Annotated in this window: 15 protein-coding genes; 5 read left to right on the top strand and 10 right to left on the bottom strand. The window is 61.5% G+C overall.

Annotation, left to right across the window (positions count from 1 at the left end):
- Positions 1 to 118 precede the first annotated feature (118 nt).
- From cmk to VGU25_13690, 7 genes are all read right to left on the bottom strand, one after another.
- Positions 119 to 865, bottom strand: a complete 747-nt coding sequence (gene cmk / locus VGU25_13720; GenBank protein ID HEV2578261.1) for a (d)CMP kinase — start codon at positions 863 to 865, stop codon at positions 119 to 121.
- Positions 866 to 874: 9 nt separating this feature from the next.
- Positions 875 to 3,004, bottom strand: coding sequence for a hypothetical protein (locus tag VGU25_13715; protein ID HEV2578260.1), 2,130 nt, complete (start codon positions 3,002 to 3,004; stop codon positions 875 to 877).
- A gap of 155 nt (positions 3,005 to 3,159) precedes the next feature.
- Positions 3,160 to 5,142 (bottom strand): DNA mismatch repair endonuclease MutL, encoded by a 1,983-nt coding sequence (mutL, locus tag VGU25_13710; GenBank protein HEV2578259.1) that lies wholly within the window; start codon positions 5,140 to 5,142, stop codon positions 3,160 to 3,162.
- Positions 5,143 to 5,168: 26 nt separating this feature from the next.
- Positions 5,169 to 5,573 carry a four helix bundle protein gene (locus tag VGU25_13705; GenBank protein HEV2578258.1) on the bottom strand — a complete coding sequence of 135 codons (405 nt, stop codon included), beginning with the start codon at positions 5,571 to 5,573 and terminating at the stop codon, positions 5,169 to 5,171.
- A 76-nt stretch (positions 5,574 to 5,649) separates the two neighbouring features.
- On the bottom strand, positions 5,650 to 7,110 hold the full coding sequence (pyk, locus tag VGU25_13700; protein HEV2578257.1) for a pyruvate kinase: 1,461 nt from the start codon (positions 7,108 to 7,110) through the stop codon (positions 5,650 to 5,652).
- A 62-nt stretch (positions 7,111 to 7,172) separates the two neighbouring features.
- Positions 7,173 to 8,180: a YihY/virulence factor BrkB family protein gene (locus tag VGU25_13695; protein HEV2578256.1), complete on the bottom strand. Its 1,008-nt coding sequence runs from the start codon at positions 8,178 to 8,180 to the stop codon at positions 7,173 to 7,175.
- Between the two features lie 161 nt (positions 8,181 to 8,341).
- Positions 8,342 to 8,839 carry a thioredoxin family protein gene (locus tag VGU25_13690; protein HEV2578255.1) on the bottom strand — a complete coding sequence of 166 codons (498 nt, stop codon included), beginning with the start codon at positions 8,837 to 8,839 and terminating at the stop codon, positions 8,342 to 8,344.
- 98 nt (positions 8,840 to 8,937) lie between these two features.
- On the opposite strand from VGU25_13690, the gene VGU25_13685 reads away from it, so the two are divergent.
- Positions 8,938 to 9,234, top strand: a complete 297-nt coding sequence (locus VGU25_13685; GenBank protein HEV2578254.1) for a hypothetical protein — start codon at positions 8,938 to 8,940, stop codon at positions 9,232 to 9,234.
- A gap of 285 nt (positions 9,235 to 9,519) precedes the next feature.
- On the opposite strand, the gene VGU25_13680 is transcribed toward VGU25_13685, so the two are convergent.
- The 3 genes from VGU25_13680 to VGU25_13670 all read right to left on the bottom strand — a co-directional run bounded on the left by VGU25_13680 (position 9,520) and on the right by VGU25_13670 (position 14,061).
- Complete coding sequence (locus VGU25_13680; protein HEV2578253.1) at positions 9,520 to 10,740, bottom strand: VWA domain-containing protein; 1,221 nt, start codon at positions 10,738 to 10,740, stop codon at positions 9,520 to 9,522.
- A gap of 68 nt (positions 10,741 to 10,808) precedes the next feature.
- Positions 10,809 to 12,809: an acetate--CoA ligase gene (gene acs, locus VGU25_13675; protein HEV2578252.1), complete on the bottom strand. Its 2,001-nt coding sequence runs from the start codon at positions 12,807 to 12,809 to the stop codon at positions 10,809 to 10,811.
- 652 nt (positions 12,810 to 13,461) lie between these two features.
- On the bottom strand, positions 13,462 to 14,061 hold the full coding sequence (locus tag VGU25_13670) for a YetF domain-containing protein (protein HEV2578251.1): 600 nt from the start codon (positions 14,059 to 14,061) through the stop codon (positions 13,462 to 13,464).
- A gap of 283 nt (positions 14,062 to 14,344) precedes the next feature.
- Between VGU25_13670 and VGU25_13665 the strand changes: the two genes are divergently transcribed.
- The 4 genes from VGU25_13665 to VGU25_13650 all read left to right on the top strand — a co-directional run bounded on the left by VGU25_13665 (position 14,345) and on the right by VGU25_13650 (position 18,807).
- Entirely contained in the window at positions 14,345 to 15,421 is a 1,077-nt protein-coding gene (locus VGU25_13665; GenBank protein HEV2578250.1) for a TonB family protein, read from the top strand.
- Between the two features lie 123 nt (positions 15,422 to 15,544).
- Positions 15,545 to 17,410 (top strand): hypothetical protein, encoded by a 1,866-nt coding sequence (locus VGU25_13660; GenBank protein ID HEV2578249.1) that lies wholly within the window; start codon positions 15,545 to 15,547, stop codon positions 17,408 to 17,410.
- A gap of 98 nt (positions 17,411 to 17,508) precedes the next feature.
- On the top strand, positions 17,509 to 18,069 hold the full coding sequence (locus VGU25_13655) for an outer membrane beta-barrel protein (GenBank protein HEV2578248.1): 561 nt from the start codon (positions 17,509 to 17,511) through the stop codon (positions 18,067 to 18,069).
- Between the two features lie 117 nt (positions 18,070 to 18,186).
- A complete protein-coding gene (locus VGU25_13650) occupies positions 18,187 to 18,807 on the top strand; it encodes an outer membrane beta-barrel protein (GenBank protein HEV2578247.1) in 621 nt (206 codons plus the stop codon).
- The last annotated feature ends 8 nt before the right edge of the window (positions 18,808 to 18,815 follow it).

Raw genomic sequence — 18,815 nt, 5'->3', positions numbered from 1 at the left:
GGGGCTTCGGCCGGTTGAAACCTGCGGAAAACCAATCTGTTTCAAACGATGTGGGAATGGTAGCACGGCGGCCTAAATTTCCACCAAAAAATTCATTCATAGGCTGATTGCACTGTGTTTAGTGCAACTTAGCCTGCAATTTACCCGCCTCCACATGGCTCCGGACGATCTCCTCAGCAGCCGCCAGCACCTCCTCCAGCGTCATCGCCGTTGAGTCCAGAATCACCGCGTCCTCCGCTGGCCGCAGCGGCGATTCCGCCCGATTTCGGTCCCGCGCATCCCGCTCCCGCAGCTCTTTCAACACTGACTCTTCAGTAACCTTCGCCTGCTCCGGGACGCGCTGCCGGTAACGCCGGCTCCCACGCACCTCAGGCGCCGCATCCAGAAAAATCTTCACCTCGGCGTCCGGAAAAACCGCCGTCCCAATGTCCCGGCCTTCCATCACCACGCCGCCGAGCTCGCCCAGCTTCCGCTGTTGTCCAACCATCCACGCCCGCAGGCCCGGATGAACCGACACCTTGGAAGCCGCCTCCGTCACATCCGCATCCCGCACCCGCCGCGAGACATCCACGCCATCCAGGATCACGCGATTTCCCTCAGCCTGCGGCTCCAGCGCAATTCGCGTGTACTCGGCCAGGTCCATCAGCGCCGGCTCATCCTCAAAGGCGAGGTCATTCTCGATGGCCTTCAGAGCCAGTGCGCGATACATTGCCCCGGTCTCCAGGTTCAGAAAACCAAACTTCCGCGCCAGATGCGCCGCGAGCGTGCTCTTTCCAGCTCCCGCCGGCCCGTCAATGGCAATCACCGGCCGCTCCCGTCTCGCCGGCTCTCGCCCCACCCTGTCGTTCGCTGCTGTCTCACTCATGCGTTGCAGCTACTCCTCGGTCTCTTTCCGCGGCCCGCGCGTTCCCTCACCCTTACCTCTGGCCCTCATATCCTTGGCCTTCACATCTCTCGCTCGCGACGGCTTCGACTCGCCTCCAAATTTCCCCTGGCCGCCACCCGGCTTCGCAGGTCCACGCTTCGCACCAAATTTCGGTTTGCCCGCAAATCCCGACTTCGCTCCAAACTTTGGTTTACCGCCAAAGCCCGGCTTGCCTCCAAACTTCGGTTTGCCTCCCGGGCCACCGCCGAATCTCCGCTCACCAGCCGGACGCGAACGCTCTCGGCCCTCTGTCGAACGGAACGGGCGCTTGCCGCCCTCGCCTTCCTCTCTTCTGCGATACGGCTTCGCAGGCCCTGCACTACTCCGCTCGCCTCCACCCTCAGGCCGTGCACGGAATGGCCGCGCGCCGCCTGCACCTTCACTACGCGGACGAAACGGCCTCTCCCCACGCCCACCTTCGGGCCGCGGACGATACGGCCGCTCTCCGCCACTGCCTTCGCTGCGCGCACGGAATGGCCGCGCCTCGCTACCACCTTCACGCCGCGGACGGAATGGACGCTCGCCTCCACTGCCTTCACGCCGCGGACGAAACGGACGCTCTCCTCCGCTGCCTTCGCTACGCGCACGGAATGGCCTCGCCTCGCCACCAGCCTCACGCCGCGGGCGGAATGGCCGTTCTCCGCTCCCGCCGCGATCCGATTCAGCGCTCCGCGGACGAGCCGCACCGAAGTCTCTCTTCGGCCCCTTACCAAACTGTGGCTTCCTGCCGAACGCCGGCTTCGCGCGGAACTCTCCTCCAGCTCTCTCGCCGGATTCTCTGGCAGGCCGCTCGCCTTCCTTCCTCTCACCTTCATCTCGCCGCGGACGAGGCTTGCGATCCTCATCCCACGGACGCGAGAAGCTCTTCTTCGCGCGATCTCCGCCTGACTCCGCCCGATCCCGCTGGAACGGACGCCGCTCCCGCTCGCCGAAACTCTTGCCCTCGGCGCTGCGTGCAGGCCTGCGCTCCCCGAATGGCTTCGCCGGCCCGCGACGCGGGTCACCTTCTCTGCGAACTGGACGATCACCGCGCGGTCCGCCTTCCCTGCGAACCGGCCGCCCACCACGCTCGCCACCTTCTCTGCGCACTGGCCGCTCACCACGCTGTTCGCGCGGCGCGCGAGGACGGTCAAATCTCCGAATCCGCTCTTCTTCAACCGGCTCCGGAGCAGCTTCCGCCTCACCCTCCGCCGCCACGGCTTCAACCGCAATCTGCGGAAACTCCGGCAGCGCCCCCGGAATGTACACCAGCGTCTTGCCCTCGAGCACCACCGGCTCAAGCTGTCTCGCCGCCGTCAGCCCATGCAGCACATCGCGCACGCGCGATCGCGCCGCCAGCGGCGACAGAAAGATCTCAATCTCCTCTTCCGTTGCTGCAAAAACCTGCGCCAGGTACGAAGAAATCAGAGCTGACAAAGCGGTCGGCTGCCCCGCATTCGCCCCCGCCTTCATCTGCTTCGTAAAACGCCGCGAGGTCAGCTCCCACATCGTGCCGGCCCCGTCCTGCTGCAGCAGCGGAATCACCCGCATCTGCCCCCACAACTCGCTCAGCGCGCGCGCAATCGCATTCTCTGTCACCTCGCGCCCGAGCTCTGTCACCAGCTCCGCAGCTGTCATCGCCGTGCCCTGCGCCAGCGCCTCATACACCTTCAGCGCCAGCGGTGACACCTTCACCGAGCCAGACGTCGAAGGGGGCTGCTTCCAGTTCTTGTCGCCGCGCAACGTGAACACAAACCCAAACATCTGCGCCGCCACCACAAAATCCGGCAAATCGCCCGGCCCGCCCAGCAAATTCAGCGGCAGCACCGATCCCTCCGCCACCATCCGCGCCACCAGCCCGCGCGCCGTCTCGCTGTCTGCTGCCGTCGGCGCACTCACACTCTTTCCCAGCGTCGCCTCCACCAGCGAAGGCGCCGGAACAGGCAATTGATTCCCCCGCGGGGCAAACAACACCAGCCCCGCTTCACTCACCCACTCGCGCGCCGCCTCAATCGTCAACAGTGCTTCGCTACCCTGGTGCCAATGTTCACTTCGCGCGGCAGTCAACTGCGCCACATCAAACTGCGGTGTAGAACTCAAAACAAACTCTCTCAGACTGCGGAGCTTCCTCCGCGTGAACGGCACTCGCGCCGCGTACTCACGGCCTCGAACAGGCCCAGATGGTATCCAGACAGCATCAACCTCCGCCCGCGGCGGAGGTCCTCAAAATCTTTCCTGCAATAAGATGCGCGGCGTCAAATCCGCTGGAAGGCGCGCTGAATCTCTTTTAAAGAATACCGCAACGCAATCGGCCGCCCATGCGGACAGCTCGTCGGGTGCTCCGTCTTCGCCAATTCCCCCAGCAGCCAGTCGATCTTCGCCCCCTCCAGCGGCATATTCACCTTGATCGCCGCATGGCATGCAATCGACGCCGCAATCCGCGTCCGCCGCAACTCCTCGTTCTCCACCTGCGCCGACTTCTCCGTCACCCCGAGCACTTCCTCCAGCATCCGCTCCAGCTCCCTGCCCTCCAGCCCCACCGGAGCCGCCTTGATCGCCAGCGTCCGCGGCCCGAACGGCTCCGCCTCAAACCCGTTCCTCTCCAATTCCTCCGCAATCTCCGCAAACGTCACCATCTGCTCCGGCAGCAGATCCACCAGCACCGGCATCAGCAGCCTTTGCCGCTGCACCTTCTCCACCTCGCGCTCGCGCAAAATCTTCTCAAACAGCACGCGCTCATGCGCCACATGCTGGTCGATAATCCACAAACCCTCCTCATTCACCGCCAGGATGAACGAGTCCCGCAACTGGCCCAGCGGCCGCAACGACGCCAGCGAATTCAGCGTCCCCCGCTGCTCCTCGCCCCCGACACCTTGGGTGCCCCATTCACGCGCAGCTTCATCGCGCGTGGGTGGGGTCGCACTCCCGTCCCCATACCCCACCGCCATCCCCGCGCCTTCAAACCCCAGCCTTCCCGGCGACGGAGCCACCACCCTCTCTCTCAACTCAAAACTCGCCACATCGCCCGGCTCAACTACACCCTCGCTCTGCGACACCATCTGCTCGCCCGGCCGAAATACCGGCTGCTCCACCCCCGGCAGCGGACTCACATCCACCATCAGCGACTCCCCCGCCGTCGGCGCCGCGCTCAGCGCCTGCAAAAAGCTCGCCGCCGGCCGAGCCTGCATCAGCGCTGTCCGCACCGAATCCCTCACAAAATCGTGCACAAACGCACCCTGCCGGAACCGCACCTCCGTCTTTGCCGGGTGCACATTCACGTCAATCTCCTGCGGCGGCATCTCCAGAAACAGCAGCACCACCGGGAACGACGTCGGCGGAATGATGTTCCTGTACGCCTCCGTCAGCGCATGCAGCACCAGCCGGTCGCGAATCAACCTCCCATTCGCAAACACATAGATCGAATTCCTATTCAGCTTCTGCAGCTCCGGCTTCGACACAAAACCCGTCATCCGCAGAAACCCCGGCTCCGGCGGCTCCCAATCCTCAGCCCGCTTCCACGGCGGAGGCTCCGGCAGCCCCGCGCGCGCAAAATCAATCTCCGCCGCCACCGGAATCAAGCTCTCGAACGTCTCGCGCCCAAAGATCTGAAACAGCCGCTCGCCCGCATCCGCCACCGCCGGCGCCATCACCAGCGCCTGCGTCGACGTATGCAGCTCAAAATGCTTCGTCGGATGCGCCAGCGCATAATGCGTCACCAACGCCGCCACATGCCCCAGCTCCGTCTGCTCGCTGCGCAGAAACTTCCGCCGCGCCGGCGTATTGAAAAATAAATCCTTTACCGCGATCGTCGTTCCCGCCGGCAGCCCCGCATCGTCCACGCGCAGCAGATTCCCACCCGCAATCTCCAGCGACGTCCCGACCGCATCCTCCGGCGCGCGCGTCTCCAGCGTCACCCGCGCCACCGACGCAATCGACGGCAACGCCTCCCCGCGAAACCCCAGCGTCGCAATACTCAACAGATCGTCGCTCGACCGCAGCTTCGACGTCGCATGCCGCTCAAACGCCAGCAGCGCATCATCGCGCCCCATTCCATGCCCGTTGTCGACAATCCGAATCAGCTTCCGCCCGCCGCCCTCAACCTCCAGCCGAATCCGCGTCGCCCCCGCATCCAGCGAGTTCTCCAGCAGCTCCTTCACCACCGAAGCAGGGCGCTCCACCACCTCACCGGCAGCAATCTGGTTCGCCACCTGGTCTGAAAGAACGTGAATTCTACCCATGGAAGAAAGGTACTAGGTTCTAGGTATTAGGTACTAGCTTGCGGCTGCGGCTCAGTGGATTGCAGCTTGCTCAGCATTGAATGCAGCATGCGACCCACTTCATTGCAAAGCGCCTGTGATCGATCGACCTTGTCGGACTTTCCATAGGAGAGCTCTCGGGTCAAAAGCAGTTGCGCCTCAAGCTCGTAGCATGAACCCTTCGCCATTGAGGTAAAGTTCGCCAACTGCAAACGGGAGTGCCTTCCGTGCCCTTCTGCAATGTTGCTCAATATGGACACGGAAGCCCGGCGCATCTGGCTCGTGAGACCGTAGATCTCCTCCCGAGGAAAGTCTTTCGTCAGGTCGTAGATCGCAACTGACAACTGCATGGAGCGCTGCCAAACAATCAACTCACGAAAATGCCGAACCCGACCTACTGCAGAATTCCCCACAACCCTTACCCACTCCTCAGCTCTCTCGGCCTTCCACTGGACCCTGGCACCTAGAACCTAGAACCTAGAACCTCGCTTACCGATCACCAATCAAATGCAGCCGCATGAAATTCGTCGCGCCCGTCCGCGTCGCAGTTCCCGCCACAATCCCCACCACATCCTTCGACCGCACAAACCCGCCATTCTCCAGCGTGTCTTCCGCCATCTCCACCAGCTTGTCGGTATCCTTGAACCGCTCGCAACAGATCGGCCACGTTCCCCACAGCAGCATGCAACGGTTCACCACATCCTCAAACGGGCTCATCGCATAAATGGGCGCATCCGGCCTGTACTTCGACAGCAATCTCGCCGTATTGCCCGTCTCCGTAAAGATCGCAATCGCCGCCAGATCCAAATCCTGCGCCGAGTGCGCCATACACTCACAAATCGTCTCCGGAATATTCAGCGACTTCCTGTGCGCTCCCATCGTCACCGGCCGCGGCAGCAGAGCCATCTGCGACTCCGTCTCCACCACGATCTTCGCCATCATCGCCACCGACTCCACCGGATACTTGCCCGCCGCGCTCTCCGCACTCAGCATCACCGCATCCGTGCCGTCGTAAATCGCATTCGCTACATCCGACGCCTCCGCGCGCGTCGGCCGCGGATTTTCAATCATCGACTCCAGCATCTGCGTCGCCGTAATCACCGGCTTCTTGTACTCAGACGCCCTCCGAATCAAATGCTTCTGAATCGCCGGCACCTTCTCCGGCGGCACCTCCACACCCAGATCGCCACGCGCCACCATGATCCCGTCCGCAGCCTCCAGGATCGAATCCAGGTGGTCCACGGCCTGCGGCTTCTCCAGCTTCGCAATCACCCACGCCTCGCTGCCCAGCGCCGCCACTCTTCGCTTTACATAGAGCACGTCTTCGGCAGTCTGCACAAACGACACAGCAATCGTGTCCACACCCTGCTTGATCGCGAACTCCAGGTCCGCCTCATCCTTCTCCGTCAGTGAAGGCACCTTCACCGGAATCCCCGGCAGATTGATGCCCTTCTTCTCGCCCAGCATCCCGCCGTTGATGATCTCCGTCACCACATCCGCGCCGCGCAGCTCCACCACGCGCAGCTCAATCAATCCGTCCGAAAGCAGAATCCGATTTCCCGGCTTCAGATTCTCCGCCAGCGTCTTGAACACCGTGCTCACACGTTCCGCCGTGCCCTCCACCGCGTCCGGGGTAATGACCAGTTGTTTTCCGGTCTCCAGCATCACCGGCTTGTGGTCCACCAGCACGCCCGTGCGAATCTTCGGCCCCTGCAAGTCTCCGAGAATGCAGATCGGCTTCGCCTCTTCGGCCGCAACCTTCCGCACCATCGCGATCAGCTCTGCCTTCTGCTCATGCGATCCATGCGAAAAGTTCAGCCGCGCTACATCCAGCCCTGCCCGCACCAACTGCCGGAACATATCTTCCGTGCTCGATACCGGTCCAAGTGTCGCTACAATTTTCGCTTTACGGGCTATGCCCAGGCCCGCACCGTTGTCTCTGGCGTCCATCAATTTCTCTCTTTTCACTCAGGCGTCAGAGCCCGTTTGTCGATCTCCACCTGATCAATCAGTCATTCTACCTGCACTGATGGTCGACGGTTCTTCCACAGCGCCGCTGCCGCGTCCCCACCGCGCCGCGCCCGCGCATATTGCGCATTGAACTCCGCTCCAATCAGCACCGTCAGCGCAATAATGTACAGCCACACCATCAACGCAATCGCCGCACCCAACGATCCGTACACGCGTCCGTAATTCGCAAAGCGCGTCACATAAAACCCGAACGAAAGCGTCGACGCAAACCACAGCGCCGTCGCCATCGCCGCCCCCGGCAGGCTCGCCCTCCACGTCCACTCCCGCCGCAGCACGAGCCACGGTTCGCGCATCATCGGCTCCATCTCGGCCCGCACATGCCGGCTCATATCCGTCCCCAGGTGATACACCACCGCAAGAATGCCCACGCTTGTCCCAATCGCGATCGTCCACCGCAACACCACCGACGCCGCAAAAAATCCGGGTCGCACAAAAGCCGGAATCTCCGCCGCCAGCCAGTGCGTGAACAAATGTCCAAAGACGACCAGCGCACTCGCTGCCGTCATCGGCAGCAGCGACAGCGGCACCAGCGCCAGCGCCCTTCCGCGCCGGCTCCAGAAACTTCCCCGCGGAAGCGGCAGATGATGCGCCCGCCGGAACCCCTCCATCAGGGTCGCCATTACATTCCCCGCGCCCAGCAGGCTCACCACGCCCGAGCTCAGCAGCGCGCCCGCCGTCTGTGACGTCTGATGCGTCGTCGCAAAATACCAGTCCATCAGCGGGCTGATCATCGAGGGCAGCATCCGCTCAAAGAAATCCGCCATCTGCACCTTCAGCGGGAGCCACGGCGGCAGCAGCGCCACAAAGGCCGCAATCACCACCAGCGCCGGGAAAAGCGCCACCATCGCCGAGTACGCCGCGGCCTGGGCCACCGTGAACGCATCGTGTTCCACCGCCGCAAAGAACGTGCGCCGCAGCAGCCGGCCAAAACCGACTGCGCGCTTCGCGGGCGCGATCACCACGCGTTCCATTGCGGCCTGCCCTGTCATTTCGTGCCGTTTCTCAATGGAATAGCTCCCGGAGCTGTCATCCTGTGCGGAGCTTCATCGCGCCGCGAGGAAGCGCAGTCGAAGGACCCCGGCACAGCCCGGCTCGCAACGAACCTCGGACCGTCTTCCACTGCCGCAACTGCAACTCCACGAAACCACACTTAACGCGGCTTCCATGCTTCAAGGAACGTCGTCAAATCCGAGCTCTGCATGTTGCGCATGTTTTCAAACTCGCCGTTCTTCTGCCCATACACCACTGTTCCATCCGGCCGCAGCACGCTCATCGCCGGCACGCCCTTCTTCAACACCACACCATACTTATCGCCAATATCAATGTTTTGGTCGATGTGTCCGATATTGACATCAACCAGCACGTAATACTTGTCCAGCAACTCCTTGTTCGGACTCTGGTGCATGTAGTAATTCAGCACCTGGCAGTCGCCGCACCAATCCCCGCCAAAATCCAGCAGTACGCGCTTATGCTCTGCGCGCGCCTTCGCCAGGGCTGCCTGGATGTCTGAGTGAGCAGCCTGCACATCCGGATAGATATGCGCGCGTGGAATCGGCGCCGACTGCGCCGCGGCCATCAACGATCCCAACCCCAGCACCGCCCCGACGGCAACAATCCGCATCCCGTTTCCGACCAATCTCCTGTACATCCCCCAAACTCCTTTCGGTTGCACTCCAATGATGCGCGAAAGACGCTTCCGATTCCAACTCACTTTGCCTCCGCCCATGGCGCCGCATCTAAAACTACATGACAGACCAACACGACACCGCACATCCCCATCACCTCAAGGAGGAACTTCACAAGCAACTGCACGAGATCCCCCAGAAGCTGAAGGAGATTCCCTCTCACCTCGAACAGCAACCACCCAACAAGCCCAGCTTCCTCACCGTTGTCGTCCTCTCCGGAGTCGCCGTCATCATCCTCTTCATCCTGGCGCTGATCGCTCTCCACGTTTTCCACGGTCGGCTGGAATCTCCATTCCGCGCCCACCCGTCCTCGCAACTCGTGTTGCCGTCCGCAACCTCTTCCCCGACCCTAACCTGATCCAACTGCAGACTGAAAACTGGGAAACTGGTAACCCCCAGCCATAGTTCCGTCCCACCCAACCTCAGCGCCGTCTCGTTAAGGGCACGGCTTAAGCCGTGCCGTAAAAGCCATCCCGAATCAGGGGCTTTAGCCCCTGGGGTACTTGACAAAAGCGCACTCATCTCAAGCCACCCTACGCCAGACCCTGACCGCATCCAACCCGGTAGACACACATAGGTCCAAGGCTAAATCCCCTGTTTTGAAGATTTTGCGCAAAAAAACGGGGGGAGGGGGGTACACCCTCTACTGCCCCATGTAGTACCCGTCCCGCGTCTGCACATCCATCTTTTTCTTGGCGTCATCGCCCGTCAGCGCCAGCGAAATCTGGTGATACCGATCCTTCGCCGCATCTCCCGAAGGCGTAAAGCCCAGCCGGTACTGCGCCCGCAGCTCCTCACCAATCTGCTTGTAGATGTCATCGATGGTCTGCTTCTTGCTCACCTCGAAGACCCGTCCACCCGTCTCCCCGCAGATCCGCTCCAGCACATGCTTCCCATCCACGTACGGCTTGTGGTCCCCTCCGCCACCCCGAGGGTTCTGCCCCCCACCATTGCCTCCGCCCTGCGGATATCCGCCGCCCGGATACCCTCCACCTGGATATCCCCCGCCGGGATATCCTCCCCCCGGATACCCCCCGCCATACCCGCCCCTGCGCTGCTGCGGCCGGTTGAAGTCCTGGTGCTGTTCACCTTTGTAATAAATTCCGTAGACGATCGTGTCCGCGCGCTGCGCCGCTTCAATCGCGTCACCCAGAGCTTCCTTGCTGCCGCGGTCCACGCCATCCGTCAGCACCACCAGCGCACGCCGCTTCCCCGCCTGCTTGGACATGACCTCGTCGCCCGAGAGATAGATCGCGTCATACAGCGCTGTTCCGCCGTGGCGAATGTATCTTCCTTCGCTGTCGGTGTTTGGGCCGGAGGTGGTGTCGTCCGTATTGTGGAAGCTCGGACTGGACGTGCCCAATTCTTTCAGCGCGCGCTGCAGGCGAGGCTTGGCATCGGTTACGTCCTGCAGCAGTTCCACCTCTTTCGCGAATTGCACGACGAACGCCTTATCCGAGCCGCGATTACCGCTGGAAGGAGCGAGCATCGTATCCAGAAACGACTGGCTCGCCGTGCGCTCCGAGTCCGTTTCGTTGCGCATGCTCATGCTCACATCGACAAGCAGGCCGAGCGTCAGCGGCACATCCGTGTCGTGGTCGAAGTAGCGGATAGGCTGCGGCTGACCGTCCACCTGCAACGAGAAATCTTCCTTCTTCAGATCGTTGATCAGCGCGCCCTTCTTGTCGCGCACGACCGTTGGGATCACCACCAGGTTGGCCTTCACCGCCATGGTGCTGGCCGAGCCGCTGGCAGGAATATCGTCCGCCGGTTTGGCGTTAGCCGTGGTTGCTGCCTGTGCGGGCGCAGGCTTCGCATCCTGCGCCCACACGTATCCACTCCCAGCGCACAACAGCGCAGCCAAACCCGCACTCCAGAGACCTGACCTCATAACTGTGTAGACGTGCCTTTCCTGCAGCGGTTTCGGCCCCTCTACTCGTCGTTCTCCTTCAGCTTCGCCAGGACGCTGAAGTCCTCGAGCGTCGTCGTGTCGCCCTTCACGTCGCCGGTCGTCGCCAGCTCCCGGAGCAGCCGCCGCATGATCTTGCCAGAGCGTGTCTTAGGTAGTAACTGGGTAAACCGAACATCATCTGGCCGCGCCAGGGCGCCAATCTCCTTCGCTACCCATTGCCGCAGTTCCTGCTTCAGCTCCGCAGTCGGCTCATGACCCTGCTCCAGCGAAACGAACGCGGCAATCGCCTGCCCCTTCATCTCATCCGGCCGTCCGACCACCGCAGCCTCGGCAACCTTGGAGTGCGCCACCAGCGCCGACTCAATCTCCATCGTCCCAAGACGATGCCCGCTCACGTTGATCACGTCGTCCACACGGCCCATCAGCCAGAAGTAGCCGTCCTGATCACGCCGTGCGCCGTCACCGGTGAAGTAACAACCCGGCACATCGGAGAAATACGTCTTCACGAAGCGTTCATGGTCGCCCCAGATGGTGCGCGCACGCGAGGGCCATGGCTTGCGAATCACAAGCAGGCCGCCCTGTCCCGCAGGAACCTCGTGACCATCGCGCGTCACCACTTCCGGAGTTACGCCGAAAAACGGCTTCGTCGCAGAACCCGGCTTCGTCGCAATCGCACCGGGCAACGGCGAGATCATGATCGATCCGGTCTCGGTCTGCCACCATGTGTCCACAATCGGGCAGCGCTCCTTGCCGATCTCGCGGTGATACCACATCCACGCCTCAGGATTGATCGGCTCCCCAACGGTGCCCAGCAGGCGCAGGCTGCGAAGGTCGTGCTTGTGCACCCACTCGTTGCCCCACTTCACAAAGGCGCGAATCGCCGTGGGCGCGGTGTAGAAGACCGTCACCTTGTGGTCGTCGATGATCTTCCAGAAGCGGTCGCACTCCGGCCAGTTCGGCGCGCCCTCGTACATCATCACGGTCACGCCGTTCTGCAGCGGACCATAGACGACATAGCTGTGCCCTGTGACCCATCCGATATCCGCTGAGCACCAGTACACATCTTCGTCGCGCAGATCGAAGACGTACTTCGACGTGAGATACGTCTGCACCGCGTAGCCGCCCGTCGTGTGCACCAGGCCTTTCGGCTTGCCTGTCGTTCCGCTGGTGTAAAGGATGTACAGCGGGTTCTCGGCATCCATCTCCTCGCACGCACACTCGGCCGAGGCCTTCGCCATCTCGTCGTGCCACCACACGTCGCGGCCCGCTTTCATCGGAACCGTCTTTTCGGGCGCCCGTTGATACACGACAACCTTGCGCACACCCGGACATTTTTCCAGCGCTTCGTCGACGATGTGCTTCAGCTTTACTTCGGCGCCGCGACGATAGCTCAGGTCTTGAGTGACCACAATCTGGCAGTCCGAATCGTTCACACGATCGGCAATCGCATGCGCGGCGAATCCGCCGAAGATCACCGAGTGCACGGCACCGATCCGCGCGCAAGCGAGCAGCGCAATCGCGAGTTCCGGGCTCATACCCATGTAAACCGCAACGCGATCACCCTTCTTCACGCCCTGAGCTTTAAGCACATTCGCGAACCGCTGGACCTGCTCATGAAGCTCCCCATAAGTCAGCTTCCGAATTTCGCCCGGCTCACCTTCCCAAAGCAACGCCACCTTGTCACGGCGCGAGCCTTTCGCATGCCGGTCGACACAATTGTGCGAAAGATTGAGCTTTCCGCCCGTAAACCACTTGGTCTCGTGCCCCTCGCCGTCGATCACCTTCGTCCACGGATGGAACCACTCCAGCTCGCCGGCCGCCTCAGCCCAAAACCCTTCCGGATCCTCCACGCTGCGGCGGTACAGTCTTTCGTACTCCGCCTCCGAGCCAATCCACGCTTTAGCTGCGAACTGCGCGGGCGGCGGAAAAACGCGGTTTTCGCGTAGCACCGACTCCAGTGCACTCTCGTTCTTTGTCTGCGCGGCCGCGCCGCTCTGCTGGCTCTGTGTTTCGGTAGGCATCTTGCGAGAACAATCTCCGTGATCTTCCGGTTCGCGGCCTCGATGCATCTGCATCGCCGCAGAATCCGAAGCTACGCCATCCGTTCGAGCAGTTGCAACACACAGGAACTTACGCGGGCGTGCTGCTTTAGGAAAGCGAACTCGCGAGTGTGTGCGCTTTCGCGGCGCTTTTCGCAGCTAAAGAGGTCATCAATTTTCCTCAGAAATATCGATCCCCAATACCCCAAACGGGGCAGCACAGACCTGTAACGTTACTATGCTGGCTCCGCCGAAGTGCTATGGTCACATGACCTTGCGGGCCCGAAACTCAACTCAACCACGATGCTGTCCGGGCCGCGTATAGCGCATGTACACGCCTCTCGAAACGGCATCGTCCATAACAACTGAATCTTTGGAGCCGCCGAAGTTATGATCGACGGCTTCATCGTGAGGATGAAAGATCGGCGTGACGTGCCATCGTACAAAGTGTGACCTTCGGGCAGGAAGCCATCGGACAGTTCCGGGGCCTCGTCTCCGCGGTCGGCTGCGCCCCGGTAGTGATGCACTCGACTTCGGCGGGTGGCTACCAGGCAGCAGTGAAGGACGTCATAACGTCCGCTCCTCGCGAGCGCCTTACACGGGAGCGCGCCAGGCCCAGCCTGTGGCCGCCGCTCTAACTGCGGCCGGTAATCTCCTCGCGCAGCGCAATTACCTCCGCGCGCAAGCCTTCGAGAGCCTGCATCAGCTCGGAACGCTCCACCTGGTCGCTGCTGGGCTGCTTCCCCTTGACGTAAAACGTCCCGTTAGGCTCGAGGACGCAGGTCTCGACCTCGGCCGGATCGCTGAAGTTGTTCTTGTTCAGCACGGAGATCAGTTCCTCGCGGGTCATGGATTCGCGGCGAAGCGCCTCCTCATCGACCTCGCCGTTCTGGATCAACGTGCTCGCCGACCCCTCCAGCGCGGTATTCACCTTGGGAGCGCGGAACAGAAGCCACATCAGCAGCCAGTTGGCCGCCAGGAGGGTGAACGCCCCAATGACCCCTCCCGTGACGGAATTGTCATCTCCAATGATGGCGTTTTGAACCGTATTGGACAGCGTCAGCAGAACAACCAGGTCAAACGGATTGAGCTGAGCCAGCTCCCGTTTGCCGAAGAGCCGAAGAAAGACCACCAGGCAGAGGTACATGATTACCGACCTGACAATCTTTTCCACAACAGGAATCGGCAAGTGAAACATATCAGTCGAAAGAGTTTGCAGCAGTTGGTGGGTCATCAGCGCCTCCGGAAAACCGCCGGGCGCGCCTGTTTCGTGCCCCACCCAGCCGGTGCAGCCATCTTACGGGCATCCCCCGGTAAGGCTCGGGGAGGTCCGGTACAGCCCGAAACCGGGTTTAAGGAGTCTAACTGAGTGCAGTTTGGGGACAGACCAAGGTGCACTTTTCTACTGAAATCTGCCGGGAATTGCGAGGCGCTCTGGTATCGTTTGAGTAACTGCCAGATAGCCCGCCGCAAAGCATCGGCTTCACCTGAACGACAGCGATAAGGATCGACCAGAGATGCCCAAGCCACTTCGCAGCGACGACCCGAATCCGCAGCCGGTGCAATTCGCCCACTTCGGCGTGCTGAATGACGGAACCCGGAGCAAAGGTGCCACCGTCACCGCCGTTATCGTCAATTGCACGATCGCCGCATTAATCGTGATTCTCGGGATGGTGATCAAAACCAATCCGATCGTCGCCAAGCGGGTCACGGAACTGATGCTTCCGCCACAGCCGAAGGTTCAGCCGGCGCCGAAGCCGCCACCTCCGCCACCGCCGCCCAAGATTAAACTGCCGCCGCCGCCCAAGATCGAGACGCCCAAGATCAAAATGCCGGAGCCGGTAAAGCTTCCTGAGATCAAGCCGGTTGCCTTGCCGCCGACTCCGAAGCCGATGATGGAGCCGCCGGCGGCGAAGAAGGTGACGCCGCCGCCCGCCCCCGTGAAGGTGAACCTGGGTGTCGCCATGGCTGCCGCGGTTCCGAACCATGATGCCAACCCGACGGCCGTTCGCCTCGGTTCGGCAACCAACCCGATGAAGCCGCTGACCGGTCCCGCCGTTTCGGCCGTCAACATGGGCAATGCCGGGATGCCGGGCATGAACCGGTCGAACACCGGCAGTGGCCCGGTGAAGGTCAGCATGGGTTCCGGCTCGCCGGACGGCCGGATGGGCGGCCGTGACAATGCAGTTCGCGCAGTGGCTGGATTGGGAACCGGCGTTACCGGTGGAACTGGCCGCGGGCCGGCCGGTCCGGTCGCAGTGGCCATCCAGCCCCAGATGCAGCAACAGCAGGTTGCACGGCCGCAGGTCATGCAGTCCAGCCTGGCGTCAGCGCCCAAGGTTACGTATAAGCCCACCCCGGTCTACACGGAGGAGGCTAAGGCAATGCATCTGGAAGGCAACGTCTCGCTGCGCATCCGAGTTACAGCCAGCGGCGGAGTCCAGGTGTTAGGCGTCGTGCATGGTCTGGGCCACGGCCTTGATCAGTCCGCAATTCAGGCAACCGAGGCGACGCGCTTCAAGCCCGCCCTGGATACAACGGGACGCGCCATCGACTGGGAGGGTGTCGTATTAGTGAACTTCCAGATGAGCTAAATACTGCTGAACTTTACGAAATCGCTTTATCGTGTCTATAAACCCGTGAAACGCGACGTCCCCGCGTCGTGCCCAACGTAGAAGTTCGCCTTCGGCACCGCACCCAAGGAGCACCCCCGCACTATGAACCTTCCGAACCGGCTTACCACAGCCCTCACCGCAGCACTCGTGGCGGCGACTGCCCTGCCGGCAACCGCCGCCGTCTTCGGGAAAAACAAGAAGAAGGCAGAAGCCGCCTATGAGACGCGCAAGCTCACGCCTGCGCAGAGTGCCCTGATCGATAAGTCCATCGCTCGCGAGCAGGTGGTGATCAAGACGCTTCGGCAACGCGCTCCGATCGTCGAAACCTACATTCAGAACATGCGTCCGGATCCCGTTATGGGTCAGATCCCGGACTCTGACGTTCACTTCCTCGCACGAGTGAACTTCGGCAAGGTCATCAATGACCAGGGGTACGTCCAGGAGAGCCACGACACCCACGGCTTCTTCCGTCATTCGCTCGGCTATCTGACCTCGCTGTCCGGTAGTCTGCACCTGACCTACCATGAGTCGGGCTTCGTGCAGATGCTGCTGGTCGACTCCAACAGCTACAACCGGCAGATGTACACCTTCAACTTCCTGCGCAACGACTTCCTCGGGACGATCCCGACGGTCGTGTTCGACGTGCAGCCGACAAAGAAGTCGGCGGTGGGACGGTTCGCAGGACGCATCTGGATTGACCGCAACAGCGGCAATATCGTTCGATTCAACGGAAGCTTCTCGGGTGGCGAGAAGGACGTCCGCGAGTACTACCACTTCGATTCCTGGCGGACCAATGTTCAGGATGGCCTGTGGCTTCCCACCTCGGTCTACATAGAGGAGAGCGATCCAAAGAGCCCACAGGGAACTCTGAAGTTCAAAGCGGTTAACCACATCTGGGGCTACTCCCTGAAGGTTCCGCAGTCCGATGCCGACCAGACCGATCTCCAGGTCGTCGGTGCGACCGATGAGAGCCAGCAGGCCGCGGATGTTTCGCCTCTCCAGGCGCAGCGTCAGTGGGTGGAGCAGGCTGAGGACAACGTCATCGACCGGCTCTACACCGCCGGGTTGATCGATGCTCCGAGCGATTTCGACAAGATTCTCGAGGCGCTCGCGAACAATATCCTCGCGTATAACAACATTCCTCTGGACCGTCCGATCAAGGTCCGCACACTGCTCACTGAGCCGCTCGAGTCGCTCTCGGTAGGTGACACCATCCTGCTCTCGAAGGGCCTCCTGGACACCACCGCGGTACCAACCGCCGACGGTGCACAGCAGATGGGTAACCTGAATGCGTTGCTCGCCTTCCAGGTTGCACATATCGTGCTCGGTCATCACATCGATACCAAGTACGCCTTCAGCGATCGTCTGATGTTCCCCACCGAGTCAGCGTTCGAGAAGCTTCCGATGCACCACACGGATGCGGATAACGCCGAGGCCGCCAAGAAGGCTGTTGAGCTTCTCGGCGCTAAGGAGCTCGAGGGTGGTGAGCAGTACATCAGCCTTTATCTGCAGCAACTCCAGGCTCGCGAAAAGGGCCTGAAAGCGCTGACCGAGCCACAAATCGGCGATGGTCTGCTTCGCCCCGACGGCACCTTCTGGCTACAGGCTCTGGTGGCCAAGGGACCCAAGCTCAACAACAGCGACCTGAAACAACAGGCCGCCATGCCTCTCTCTCAGTTCCTCCGGAGAGACCCCTGGACGGACCAGGTGATCAAGCTGAACACAGCCTACGAGCCGCTGCTTAGCGCCCGCGATAAGCTGCCGTTCGAAATCACCCCCGTCTACTTGAGGCTTGCCTACTGGACGCCTCCCGCAGCTCCTGCCGGTCCGCCCGCACCTGCTTCCGGTACAGGAACATCGGCCCCAGCGCAGCCTGCTCCATCAGAAAGCTCCAACCCTCCGGCACCACCCGCAGCTGACAACGCCAGCGCGGCTCCGGCGGCGCCTGCCACCCAACCTCAGAATTAACGGGCAGCACCTACCGGGCCCCGAAAATCAGACCCCCGCAGCGTCCCTGAGTTGCATCCATAACTCAGGGACGCCCGCGCAAAGGAGAGTCTCCTGTGATGAAGAAGACCTGTCTGCTGTTCCTCTCTCTTTCCCTCGTTACCATACTTCCGTCGGCATTACACGCTCAGGCAACGGCGGCGGCGACCAGGGGCGGAGCTTCACAGATTGGCGCCGGCTACACGTATTCGAATGAAGATGAGTACCCTGGCAAGCACCTGCAGGGTGCGAGCATCTACGGCACATTCGACCTCAACAACCATCTCGGGGTTGAGGGTGACGTTCATATGGCTTCCATATTCAAGTCCTATTTCAACTACAAGGAGACCAGCTACGACGCCGGTCTGCGCTGGACGGAGCACTACCGCAAGTTCTCGCCGTATGCCAAAGGCCTCGTGGGATTCGGTCATTCCTCGGCGGTCACTCCACAGCAGATCGTGGGTGGAAGCACCCCCGGAAGCTACTTCCTCTTCGGCCTTGGCGGCGGACTCGACTACAGCCTGAGTGACAAGTTTAACGTTCGAGTGATCGACTTCGAATATCAGCGCTGGCCGAACTTTCCGCCCCATGGCCTGACGCCCCCGCTATTCACGTTTGGCGTGGCTTACCGCCTCCGCTAAAGTCACCTAAATTACCAACCTTGAATGCCCTGAGAGACCTCAGGGCATTTTTGCGCGTCCAATCGGGTTCAGGGACACACTCTCGCGGCTCTACGGAGCCCCACGGAGCCTCTTCTGTTGAAGCGCTTACTTCTTCTTCCCTTCCTAGCGGCCCTGGTCATTTCCCGTTCCGCCCACGCCCAGGCATCCGCTACTGCGAGCCGCCTGGCGGATCTACAACTCGGCGCCGGATACACACTTGCGCACTCCGATTACGTCCCGAACAACATTGGAGGTTTCGCCTTCTACGCTGACTATGATCTGCTGGGCCACTACGGCCTCGAGGGCGATTTCCACTACGCCAAGGATCCCAACCCCGATCCACTCGTTCCCAGCAACCACTTCTCCGAACACACGTACGAGATCGGCGGCCGCTATTTGCGGCACTACTATCGTGGTCGGCTGGTGCCATACGGCAAAGGGCTCTACGGCCGCGGAGTGGTCAATTTCCCCGCGCATCAGATCTTTATTCCGGGCGGAATCGAAACCTACATCGACAACATCGCCTACAATCTCGTCGCGTTCGGCGGTGGCGTGGACTACCGATTCAAGAACCGCATCAACCTGCGCGCCGATTTCGAATACCAGCACTGGTTCGCGCATGACCAGGAGCTGCCGGACGGCCTATCGCCTTATTTTTTTACATTCGGTGCGGCTTACCACTTTCCGGCAAAGGGCCCTTTCAAGATGAGCCGCTGAGTCAGCAA

The organism is Acidobacteriaceae bacterium, assembly GCA_035944135.1.
Lineage (GTDB): Bacteria > Acidobacteriota > Terriglobia > Terriglobales > Acidobacteriaceae > Granulicella.
The sequence above is the reverse complement of the archived record's forward strand: the minus strand, read 5'-3'. Positions and strand labels throughout refer to the sequence as shown.